We start from the raw sequence: 11,427 nt of genomic DNA on the forward strand, positions 1-11,427 counted from the left end.
GTTTCGTGTGCTTTTCAGACTTTGGTCGGTCTGGAAGTAGAAAACCAGAGCTCTGATGTTCAAACGAATGTTGAGGGCCTCTAGATTAGGAGAGCAAAATGCCCAAGATGAAGACCAAATCCTCCGCTAAAAAGCGGTTTAAAATTACCGCAACCGGCAAAATCAAAGCTGCTGCTGCCGGTAAGCGTCATGGCATGATCAAGCGCTCGAACAAGTTCCTTCGCGATGCTCGCGGCACCATGGTTCTTAGCGAACCAGATGCAAAGATCGTGAAGAAGTTCCTGCCAAACGGCCTCTAAGCCGCTATATCCTTAAGGAGATCATACTATGGCACGTGTAAAACGCGGCGTAACTGGCCACGCTAAACATAAAAAAGTTCTCAAGCAGGCAGAAGGTTTCCGCGGTCGTCGCAAGAACACCATTCGTACTGCTATGGCAGCTGTTGATCGCTCAAAGCAGTATGCTTACCGCGATCGCAAGAATCGTAAGCGTAATTTCCGCGCTCTGTGGATTCAGCGTATCAACGCTGCTGTTCGTGAGCATGGCTTGACCTATGGCCGTTTCATCGATGGCCTGATGAAGTCAAACATTGAAATCGACCGTAAAGTTCTGTCGGATATCGCTATCCATGAACCTGAAGCATTTGTAGCTCTGGTTGATTCTGCGAAAAAGGCACTGGAATATCTGAAAGATACCACGCCTAACGCTTTTGAAGGCGCTGTTCGTTAAGCCAGCCGCCTTCCCAAAGCACGATTGAATAACTTTTGGGACCCGCGCTGGCTCGGCTGGCGCGGGTTTTCTTATTTTCCGGATTTGACATGAACATTGATACGCAAATTGCCGGTCGCACATGGGCAGAGGATCATCACGATGCTCTGGCTCAGGCTGTTGCTCGCAGTACGGGTCAACGTATCATGAAGGCTGAGATTGACGGTCGTACCCTCTGGATCAAGCGCTACAATGTTGAAGCCGTGCCGCTGCCCAAGCGTCTCCATAGCAAGCTTTCGCGTTTTATGCCTTATGCTTTTATGCGCTCACCGCGTATTGAAGATAGTGAAGGGCAACGCGCGCGCGAATTGCGCAAAATGCAAGCATTTGAAAGCGCTGGTTTGCATGTGCCGGATATGGTTTGGACGCAAGAAAATGTTGTGGTGCTGGGCGATGCAACGCCGATACAGCAGGTACGGCTTGATGCACTCAGGCGCACGGATCCTCAGGCGCATGATCGTGTTTTGATTGAATGTGCGGAGGCTTTGGCCAAAGTTCATGCAAGTGGTCTTTGTCATGGCCGTCCGCATCCGCGTGATTTTTTCTCGGTTCGATCCGAAGTTGGTTTTCTGGATTTTGAAGAAGAGCCGGAAGCCGTAATGGCGCTTGCAACAGCACAGGCACGCGATTTATGGCTGATGTTCTTCCAGATTTCGTCGCAAGCGCGATTGCCGGAAACCAGTGCGCAGGCATTTGCCGCTTATCGGGTAATTGCTCCTGAAGATGTTATTCGTGAATTGAACAAAATTGTTGATTTCTTTCGCTTTACCATCCGCCCGTTGCGTTTTTTGAAGCGTTTTTATCTGGGCGGCGACGGTAAAAGACTGTTAAAAGCAATGGAATTTTTCGATAAGGCTTTAAAGAACTGAATGTCTCAAGCGGACACGAACAGGTTGCCTGAGGTGACCGCTTGAAAAAAGACCCGATCAGGCCGGAACAGATCATTTTCATCTAAATGATTTCCCGGTTTTAACACACCCGAAGCCCTCGTATCCCGAAGGTATAAAGGCATAATTATGAGTGATCTTGAACAATTAGAACAGACAATTATGGGCGAAATTGCCGCCGCCGGTGATGAGAGCACCATCGAGGCGGTGCGTGTTTCGGCTTTGGGTAAAAAGGGTTCGGTTTCAGAGAAACTGAAAACATTGGGCTCGATGTCGCCGGAAGAACGCCAGCAGCAGGGACCGGCGATCAACGGATTGAAAAACCGCGTGACAGAGGCTTTGGCAGCGCGCAAATCCGAATTGCATAAATTGGCTGTTGCCGTCCGTTTGGAGCGCGAAAAGCTCGACGTGACTTTGCCGGTGCGCAGTTCTGCTGCATCGCGCGGTCGTATCCATCCGATCAGCCAAGTGATTGACGAAATTACCGCAATTTTCGCTGATATGGGCTTTTCGATTGCCGAAGGGCCGGATGTTGAAACCGATTATTACAACTTCACTGCGTTGAACTTCCCTGAAGGCCATCCGGCGCGTGAAATGCATGATACTTTCTTCTTTAATCCGGATGAGAGCGGTGAGCGCAAATTGCTGCGTACCCACACTTCTCCGGTGCAGGTTCACACTATGGAGCGCTTTGCGCAGATGCGTGACAAGGAAGGCCGTGACGAACCGATCCGCATCGTCATTCCGGGTAAAACCTACCGCATGGATTCTGATGCAACCCACTCCCCGATGTTCCATCAGGTGGAAGGTCTGGTTGTCGATAAATCTTCAACTGTTGCCCAGATGAAATGGGTGCTGGAAGAGTTCTGCAAAGCCTTCTTTGAAGTGCCTTCGGTTAAAATGCGTATGCGTCCGAGCTTCTTCCCGTTCACCGAGCCTTCTGTCGAAGTTGACATCCAGTGCGACCGCTCAGGGCGTGAAGTGAAATTCGGCGAAGGCAATGACTGGCTGGAAATTCTGGGTTGCGGCATGGTGCATCCGAATGTGTTGCGCAATGCGGGCTTTGACCCGGATATCTATCAGGGCTTTGCATGGGGTATGGGTATCGATCGTATCGCCATGCTGAAATATGGCATGCCTGATTTGCGCGCTTTCTTTGATGCTGATGTGCGCTGGCTTAATCATTACGGCTTCCGCCCGTTAGATCTGCCGACTTTGTTCGGCGGTCTGAGTGCATAAGAGGCGGAAAGGACAAATAAAATGAAATTCACACTTTCCTGGTTGAAAGAACATCTTGAAACTGAAGCGACGCTGGATGAGATCGTTGAGAAGCTGACAGATATTGGTCTGGAAGTTGATGGCGTAGATGACCGCGCCAGCTTCAAAGCTTTCACAATTGCCAAAGTTCTCACTGCCGTGCAGCATCCTGATGCCGATAAATTGCGTGTACTCACTGTTGATGCAGGTGACGGCAAGCCATTGCAGATTGTCTGCGGTGCGCCCAATGCGCGTGCCGGTATGGTTGGTGTTTTGGGTCGTCCGGGCGATTATGTGCCGGGTATTGATGTCACTCTGTCGATTGGCAAAATCCGTGGCGTTGAAAGCTTCGGCATGATGTGCTCCGAGCGCGAGCTGGAACTGTCCGACGAGCATGACGGTATCATCGATCTTCCTCAAGATGCACCTGTCGGCACCAGCTATGCGAGCTATATGGGCATTGATGATCCGATCATTGAAATCGGCCTGACCCCGAATCGTGCGGATTGTGCAGGCGTTCATGGGATTGCCCGTGATCTGGCCGCAGCCGGTCTTGGTACACTCAAAGGTGACAAGATTGAAGCGATCAAAGGCACAGGTGAAACTCCGGTTAAAGTGGTGCTTGATCAGCCTGCCGACAAACCATTCTGTAATGGTTTTGCACTTCGCTTGGTTAAAGGCGTTAAAAATAAGGCCAGCCCGCGATGGTTGCAGCAGCGCCTGAAGGCCATTGGACTTCGTCCGATCAATGCACTGGTGGATATCACCAATTATGTCACCTTTGATTATGGTCGCCCGTTACATGTGTTTGACGCTGCCAAAGTCAAAGGCAATCTGACTGTACGTGCTGCCAAAGATGGTGAAACCATTCTGGCGCTCGATCAGCGTGTATATAAATTATCATCGGACGTGTATGTCATTGCCGATGATAATGGCGCTGAATCCATTGCCGGTATTATGGGTGGCGAACATTCAGGCTGTGATGAAAACACCACCGATGTGCTGATTGAATCCGCCCTTTGGGATGCGATCACCATTGCCCGCACCGGCCGGCAGCTCGGTATTGTCACCGATGCCCGTTATCGTTTTGAACGTGGTGTTGATCCGGAATTCATGGTTTCCGGCCTTGAATATGCAACCAAACTGGTAATAGATTTGTGCGGCGGTACGCCAACCGAAACAGAAGTTGTCGGTTATCAGCCATATGCCCCGCGTGAAATCACTTTCCCTGTGTCAGAGGTCAAGCGTTTGACCAATCTGGATGTGGAATATGCAGAAGCGGCACAGATTTTGACGGGGCTCGGCTTCGGCGTGTCTGGTGACGGTAAAGCTGTTTTGACTGTTCAAGTGCCGTCATGGCGCGGTGATGTGGAAGGCAAAGCCGATCTTGTTGAAGAAGTGATGCGTATTCACGGTCTCAATGAAATTGAACCGCAGCCATTGGAAAATATGGGGAGCGTCAACGGCAAGATTCTCACCACGTTGCAAATCCGCACCCGCATGGCACGCCGTATGCTGGCTTCCCGCGGTATGATGGAAGCGGTGACTTATTCCTTCATTCCGGAAGCGCATGCCAAAGCCTTTGGCGGCGGCAAACCGGAACTGAAGCTTGCCAATCCGATTGCGGCCGATATGTCGGATATGCGCCCGAGCTTGCTTCCGGGCTTGCTGGTTGCAGCACAGCGCAATGCAGATCGCGGTTTTGCTGATCTGGCGCTTTTTGAAGTATCTGGCACTTATGAAGGCGAAAAGCCTCAAGATCAACGCCGTGTGGCTGGCGGTATCCGCCGCGGCACTGCTGGTGTTGAAGGTGCAGGTCGTCTTTGGTCAGGCAATGCGCCGGCTGTTGGTGTTTATGATGCCAAGGCGGATGCGCTGGCAGCTTTGGAAGCCGCAGGCGCTCCGGTTGACCGCATCCAGATCGAAGCGGGCGCACCTGAATGGTTCCATCCGGGTCGTTCCGGCACGCTGAAGCTGGGACCAAAAGTTGTGCTTGGCTATTTCGGTGAATTCCATCCGGATACGCTGGAACTCTTGGATGTGAGCGGCGCGCTTTGCGGCTTTGAAGTCTTCATTGATGCCATTCCTGAGCCGAAGAAAAAAGCAACCTGCACCAAGCCGTCATTGGTTCTGTCACAGTTCCAGACCGTCAAACGCGACTTTGCCTTTGTGGTGGATAGCAATGTGGAAGCAGGCGGCCTGATCCGTGCGGTGATGTCTGCCGACAAGAAGCTGATCAGCAATGCACAGGTGTTTGATATTTTTGCCGGTGCTTCTTTGGGCGAGAATAAAAAATCGGTTGCGATCGAAGTTCTGTTGCAGCCGCTTGACCGGACTTTGGCCGAAGAAGATCTGGAAGCTGTGGCCAAGAAGATCATCGAGGCTGTTGCCAAACAAACCGGCGGCGTGCTGCGCGGTTAATCTTTTCTGATATTATCCCAAACAGATCATTGTTTGGGATAAATTTAAGACAATAAAAAAAGCCGGAAACCTTGGTTTCCGGCTTTTTTCATATTTTGTCGCTTATCAGTAAGCCCATTCGCCTTTGCGCATCAGCGGCTCATGGCTGCCATCGGCATTGACGCCATCGACATCGATCTGATCAGAGCCGATCATCCAGTCAATATGGATCAGGCTGGAATTGCCGCCCTTGGCTTTAACCTCATCCGGTGTAAGGTTTGCACCATCAACAAAACACTTTGAATAGCACTGACCAAGCGCAATATGGCTGGCAGCATTTTCGTCAAACAATGTGTTGTAGAACAGCAAGCCGCTTTTCGAGATTGGCGAGGAATGCGGCACCAAGGCCACTTCACCCAAATGACGCGCACCGGCATCCGTATCCAGTACTTTGTTGAGCACTTCTTCGCCACGGCTGGCTTTGGCTTCAACGATGCGGCCATCTTCAAAGCGTACAGCGATATTGTCGATCAATGTGCCTTGATGCGACAATGGCTTAGTGCTGGAAACATGGCCGTTGACGCGCAATGCATGCGGTGTGGTGAACACTTCTTCGGTCGGGATATTCGGGTTGCAGATAATGCCGTTTTTGGCAACCGACGCACCGCCCATCCATTCATGACCATCTGCCAGCCCGACAATCAGATCGGTGCCCGGACCTTTGAAATGCAAGGAGTGATAGTTTTTGGCATTCAAATAGGTGGTGCGTTCTTTCAGCGCTGCATTATGCGCTTCCCAAGCGGCAACCGGATTTTCGACATCCACGCGGGAGGCGGCAAAAATCGCATCAGCGAGCTGGCGGGTTGCATCTTCCGGCGATGCTTCAGGGAACATCAAAGCGGCCCATTCAGGATTTGGATAAGAAATGATATTCCAGTTGATGTCAAAATTGGCAATTTTCTCCAATGCCGGCTGATAGGCCTTGGAATTAGCGCGGTTGGCGCGCGAAACTTTGCCAGCGTCTTGGTTGGCGAGAAGCAGTGGATTGTCTGCCGCAATGGCAAGGCGAGCCGCATTTTTGCTGTAAGCTTTGGCCATGCCTTCATAAAGCCAGTCAGCGGCCTGATCAAAGCTTGCATCATTGGCATGCTGATAGCGCGCAAGTGCAATCTGATCATCGGAGAAAAATGGGGTTACCAGTCCGGCACCAGCCTGATAGGCGTGTTTGGCAATCAGGCGCACCAATGGCAGGGCGCAAACAGGTGCGGTAATGACGAGATCTTGTCCTTCCCGCAAACGCAAGCCAACTTTAACGGCGACCTCGGCCAGACGGTCGAGCTTCACAGGATCAATAATATTTTCCGGTAATGTATAGGACATAACGGCCTCTGCTTTTATGAATTTTCTGCGCTGAACATAACGCCTTGGCTAAGCTGTGACCAGTCACAATTCATAGTGTTGCATAAGCGAATTGAGCAGATACCCGTAGCGATGAAACTTTCGATAATACTGCTTTGTTTTTGTCATTTAAACGAGCACGCAAGTTTATGTTGAAATAAAAATGTAAGTTTCATTTCGTGAAAGGTTTATTACAGTAAATTATATCAACACACTTGAGTTATTATATTTACTTCATCATACTCGATCAATCGGCACAAGCGCGCTGATACGTAGACACAAGAACAAGAATTAAACGGTAGCGTCTTGTCTGCTTTGGTAAAGGGCAGGCATAGTTAAGTGAATACAAGGTGTTAGTAAGTTTCCTCCCCACTGTCGCGTGCGGAAACTTCCTTGGGAGCGCCTTTGATGAGAGGAGTAAATCGTGACTAAAATGACAAGGCGATTGTTTATCGCCTCCCTTCCCCCGGCACTTTTAGCAACCCGAATGCCTGCCTATGCGGCACCGGCCAGCGATCTTCAGTTGATCGCGAAACAAAAATTGGAACCGGCGATTGTTACTATGCATCGCCGTCTGGAGCGTCTGACCTCAACGCTCACATTCATGACCACCGGCGCGCATCCGGATGACGAGCCAAGCGGCCTGCTGGCATCATTGCGCCATGTCTATGGTATCCGTCCAGTGCTTTATTGCATCACGCGTGGTGAAGGCGGTCAAAACAGCATTGGTGCGGAGCGTGGCTCTGTGCTGGGTGTATTGCGTACCCGCGAAATGGAAGAAGCATCACGCTCATTAGATGCCTCGTTGGCATTTGGTGGTCGCGGCCACAATGACAGCGTCCATGATTTCGGCTTTTCCAAAGATCCGAACCAGACAATCGATCGTTGGGGTCGTGACCGCGTCATCGAGCGTATGACATGGGCTTTCCGTCAGTATAAGCCTGATATCGTGATGAACTGCTTCCTTGATGTTCCGGGGCAGCATGGTCATCACCGTGCGGCAGTGGTTGCAACCTTTATCACAGCTGACATCTCCGGCAACCCAGATGAGTTCCCGGAACAGATTGAGGCCGGCCTTGCCCCTTGGAGCGTGCCGAAAATCTATTCGCCTGCTTATGGCGGCGGCGGTGGTGTTTACGATGATGAAACTCCACCACCACCAACCACATTGACGGTAACAGCACCTGAACGCGATAAAATTTCAGGCGCAACCTTCCCGCAGATGGGTGAATGGTCACGTTCTTGCCACCTCACACAGGCTATGGGGCGCTGGCGTCCGGAACCCCAGACCGAATGGGCATTGCATTTGGCTAAAGTTGCCAAGGGCGAGCCAGCGAAAACTGAAAAAGACATTCGCGAAGGTCTGGTTGCAACTGTTGGCGATATCGCCAATGTTGATGGCATGCCTGCTTCTGCGGCAGATAGCTTGCGCAATGCGCAAGGCTTGATCGACGAAGCCCTTGCTGATTATGGCGATCCTGTTGTTGTCACTGCCAAGCTCCTCGAAATCGGCAAAGCCGTTGATGAAGCACGCAAGCAGTTGCCGCAGGAACTGCATGACAATATCGCGCATCGTCTGGAACGCAAGACACGCGAAATCGATTTGGCGCTGGCAACAGCGTCTGGCATGCATATCCGTGCCTTTACTGAAGGAGCAGACATCAAGGCCGGTGATACGATCACCATTAAAACCCTTGTTGATGCGCCTGAAAGCGTGGAAATTCAGTCGGCAGAAATCATTGCCCGCGAAGGTTTGAATGCGGCAGGTGATCAGGTAACTGCATCAGCTGATGCGAGCCTTACCAATCCCTTGACCGAGCAATTTGATCCGCTTGGTGGTAACGGCGATGCCTTCGTGCGTCTGACCGCTAAAATTGGTGATCGCGCTGCGGTAATTGATGTGGATCTGGAAGATGCCTTGCGCGTTCTGCCATCCGCATCGCTGGAACTGAAGCCTGATGCCGTTGTGTTCAACACAGCTAAAGAGCTTGAGCCAGTTGCAATGACGGCAACGGTTACCAATGCCAAGACGGATGATCTGAAGATTGATCTGCCTGAAGGCTGGGCGATGAACAAAACTGGCAACACATCTGACGAAGCTGCAAGTTTTGACCTGCAACCACCGGCAAAACCGGGTGAAGTTCGCTTTGCGATCGAGCCGGAATTGCTCGGCAAAGAAGCCTATGCAATCAACACCTTCTCTTACCCGCATATAGGCCGTTCCGTTGTGCCGACCAAGGTTTCCGTGCCTGTTCAGACCGTTGGTGCTGAACTGCCTGCGAACCACAAAGTTGGCTATATCAGCGGCGGTAATGATAATGTTGGTCTGTGGATGAAGCGCCTCGGCATTGATGTCGTGGAGCTTTCACCAACGGATGTTGAACGCGGTGAATACCGTGATCTGAAAACCATTGTCGTTGGTATTTTTGCTTTCGGTCGTCGTAAAGATCTGGCGGCTGCTGTTCCGGCCTTGCACGAATGGGTTAAGAAGGGCGGCCATTTGGTAACGCTTTATCATCGCCCTTCGGACGGTTGGAACCCTGAAACTGTGCCACCGGCATTCCTGAAAATCGGCTCGCCTTCCATCCGTTTCCGCGTGACAGACGCGAATTCGGAGGTGGATATTCTTGAGCCTGATCATCCATTGCTCAACTACCCGAACAAAATCGGGCCGGAAGACTGGGCGAATTGGGATAAGGAACGCGGTCTTTATTTCGCATCCGAATGGGACGAGGCTTACAAGCCGTTGCTCGCCATGAGCGATGCCGGTGAAGACAAGCTGAAAGGTTCACTGGTTTCTGCTGAAATTGGTGAAGGCCGTCATACGCATACAAGCCTTGTGCTGCATCATCAGCTCGACAAGCTGGTGCCGGGTGCATTCCGCTTGCTGGCCAATCTGGTTCAGCCTGCCAAGCACTAAGAGCATTTCCAGCAAAAGTGTGAAGCGGTTTTGCGTAGGATAATGCGATAAAGAAAAAATATGACAAGAAAAAAGCCCCGTCAGTTCTGCTGGCGGGGCTTTTTTTTATAGAGAAATTTAAAAAATCAGTTGAGGGCTGGGCGCTGCTGCGTCAGTAGGAACGCACCGATCGCATCCACATTTTCGGCAGCCGGTGCATAGGCCAATGATTCAGTTGGCTGTGCCGTTGGCAGCGGTACTTGTAGCTCAGCTACTTGTGCAGTTGTATTCTGTTGTGTCCGTACCGGCGCTTGTGGTTCGGCAGCCGCAATCATTGTGGTCGGTGCAATTGCTGCCGGTTCTTCTGCCGTTTGTGGTGTGGTGACATTATATGCCTTGTCGCTCGGCACAGCCTGATTTTGTGGTGTGTAGATGCTGGCCAGATTGTATGGCTCTGAAGGAACAGGCGCTTGCAAGGAGCCGTCCTTATTGCGCTTTTCATAGAAAGCATTGCCGCCTGCAACCAGCACATAATGCATGTTTTTGTAAGGGAATTTCAAACCGGCCGTATGGAAGAACATTGAGTTCTTGGCGGCGGGGTGACGCTTGCCCTTCAATACTTCATCGGCGGCTTTTTGCACATCCGGCAGCGCTTTTGAATTCATCTTGCGGGTCAGAACACCCGGCGCAAACTGGTTTTTCTGACCGACAACGCCACAAATCGTATCTGGATATTGTTTTGACAACAGGCGGTTGATCACAACTGTTCCAACGGCAACAAGGCCATCCTGACTGGAGCGGTTGGCTTCAAAGAACATGGCGCGTTCGAGGCATTCACGGTCTTTCGGTGTGTAAGTATAGGTTTTCACACCATTGACGCGGATGACATTGCCTTTATCAGCGCTGGCTGTTTGGGTCGTCGCTTTAGCGCTGCTGAGCGCTGCGGTCTGGTCGGTGGTGGTGCAGCCTGAAACAATTACTGATGCTGCCAGCATTGCCATTGTCAGGGCAAATTTTGCCGAATGACCAGAGAACATGTGTTTCATCAGTTTAATCCTATATCAGGCACGAAAGTTGTAAGGGCGCAGTGGAAGAGCTCCAAAGCGGGTAACTTTTTGTCTTTTGTGGATCCGTGTGATTTTTTAACCGCATTCGAACCTGTGGGTCAAATGTCACAGTTACAATAAATTCGTGAATGAACGCCTAAAAGACGTGAAATTTATCGGGATACAGTTTTGATGAAACTTTATTTATATTAATATTTTCTTAAAAAGCTTTGGCTGATGCTGCGGCGCATTTTCATGTAACATGCTTTGAAAGCCCCTGATTTATAGCTTTTTGAGGCAAACAATGAGAGGCAGGGCAGTTTCGTTTGGTTTAACGCAGACTTAGCTCGAACATATGTTTAAAACAGCAAATGCGCTTTTGCTTTTATGGTTCCCTATGCCATTCTCAACTTTATTCCTGAATTGTAACTTTGTGTGATAATCGACCCGTTTTTACGGTTTTCATCAAAAATCATGATTTATAGGACAGATATCGATTCGAAAAAGCGGCAGCCGATTTAATCAAGCTGCCGCTTTTCTTATGTTTATTGATGAGGCGATTTAACCGAATGAATAGCCTGCACCGCGCACGCATGTCTCCCGAAAGTGGTTACCGGTTTCGGGATAAAGACATGCGCTTAGAAAAACTGTGCGCCTTTCAACATTAACCGAATGAATAGCCTGCACCGCGCACGCATGTCTCCCGAAAGTGGTTACCGGTTTCGGGATAAAGACATGCGCTTAGAAAAACTGTGCGCCTTTCAACATTAAC

At 50.6% G+C, this 11,427-nt stretch carries 8 protein-coding genes; 6 read left to right on the forward strand and 2 right to left on the reverse strand.

The window, feature by feature from the left end; translation table 11 throughout:
• The first annotated feature begins 98 nt into the window (after positions 1-98).
• The 5 genes from rpmI (at position 99) to pheT (ending at position 5,333) form a co-directional block, all read left to right on the forward strand.
• Positions 99-299 (forward strand): 50S ribosomal protein L35, encoded by a 201-nt coding sequence (gene rpmI, locus JNC77_RS01660; protein WP_184222183.1) that lies wholly within the window; start codon positions 99-101, stop codon positions 297-299.
• Between the two features lie 28 nt (positions 300-327).
• Positions 328-729, forward strand: a complete 402-nt coding sequence (rplT, locus tag JNC77_RS01665; protein WP_343801999.1) for a 50S ribosomal protein L20 — start codon at positions 328-330, stop codon at positions 727-729.
• 89 nt (positions 730-818) lie between these two features.
• On the forward strand, positions 819-1,637 hold the full coding sequence (locus tag JNC77_RS01670; RefSeq protein WP_374828981.1) for a BUD32 family EKC/KEOPS complex subunit: 819 nt from the start codon (positions 819-821) through the stop codon (positions 1,635-1,637).
• Between the two features lie 147 nt (positions 1,638-1,784).
• Positions 1,785-2,894: a phenylalanine--tRNA ligase subunit alpha gene (pheS, locus tag JNC77_RS01675; protein WP_374828982.1), complete on the forward strand. Its 1,110-nt coding sequence runs from the start codon at positions 1,785-1,787 to the stop codon at positions 2,892-2,894.
• Positions 2,895-2,915: 21 nt separating this feature from the next.
• Complete coding sequence (pheT, locus tag JNC77_RS01680; protein ID WP_374828983.1) at positions 2,916-5,333, forward strand: phenylalanine--tRNA ligase subunit beta; 2,418 nt, start codon at positions 2,916-2,918, stop codon at positions 5,331-5,333.
• Between the two features lie 105 nt (positions 5,334-5,438).
• Here pheT and JNC77_RS01685 read toward each other — a convergent pair whose 3' ends face one another.
• The gene (locus JNC77_RS01685) at positions 5,439-6,692 is read right to left on the reverse strand and encodes an aminopeptidase (RefSeq protein WP_374828984.1); all 1,254 of its coding nucleotides are present in this window, start codon (positions 6,690-6,692) and stop codon (positions 5,439-5,441) included.
• Positions 6,693-7,143: 451 nt separating this feature from the next.
• On the opposite strand from JNC77_RS01685, the gene JNC77_RS01690 reads away from it, so the two are divergent.
• Positions 7,144-9,630 carry a PIG-L family deacetylase gene (locus tag JNC77_RS01690; RefSeq protein WP_374830410.1) on the forward strand — a complete coding sequence of 829 codons (2,487 nt, stop codon included), beginning with the start codon at positions 7,144-7,146 and terminating at the stop codon, positions 9,628-9,630.
• Positions 9,631-9,755: 125 nt separating this feature from the next.
• Here the strand turns inward: JNC77_RS01690 and JNC77_RS01695 are convergent, their stop codons facing one another.
• Positions 9,756-10,646 (reverse strand): cell wall hydrolase, encoded by an 891-nt coding sequence (locus JNC77_RS01695; protein ID WP_374830412.1) that lies wholly within the window; start codon positions 10,644-10,646, stop codon positions 9,756-9,758.
• Positions 10,647-11,427: the final 781 nt, after the last annotated feature.

The sequence above is a fragment of the Paenochrobactrum pullorum genome (genome assembly GCF_041929845.1).
Classification (GTDB): Bacteria; Pseudomonadota; Alphaproteobacteria; order Rhizobiales; family Rhizobiaceae; genus Paenochrobactrum; species Paenochrobactrum pullorum.

Excerpts from the sequence above, each read along its gene's own strand:
- rpmI (WP_184222183.1), top strand. The coding sequence starts at position 99 with ATGCCCAAGATGAAGACCAAATCCTCCGCTAAAAAGCGGTTTAAAATT.
- rplT (WP_343801999.1), top strand. The coding sequence starts at position 328 with ATGGCACGTGTAAAACGCGGCGTAACTGGCCACGCTAAACATAAAAAA.
- JNC77_RS01670 (WP_374828981.1), top strand. The coding sequence starts at position 819 with ATGAACATTGATACGCAAATTGCCGGTCGCACATGGGCAGAGGATCAT.
- pheS (WP_374828982.1), top strand. The coding sequence starts at position 1,785 with ATGAGTGATCTTGAACAATTAGAACAGACAATTATGGGCGAAATTGCC.
- pheT (WP_374828983.1), top strand. The coding sequence starts at position 2,916 with ATGAAATTCACACTTTCCTGGTTGAAAGAACATCTTGAAACTGAAGCG.
- JNC77_RS01685 (WP_374828984.1), bottom strand. The coding sequence starts at position 6,692 with ATGTCCTATACATTACCGGAAAATATTATTGATCCTGTGAAGCTCGAC.
- JNC77_RS01690 (WP_374830410.1), top strand. The coding sequence starts at position 7,144 with ATGACAAGGCGATTGTTTATCGCCTCCCTTCCCCCGGCACTTTTAGCA.
- JNC77_RS01695 (WP_374830412.1), bottom strand. The coding sequence starts at position 10,646 with ATGTTCTCTGGTCATTCGGCAAAATTTGCCCTGACAATGGCAATGCTG.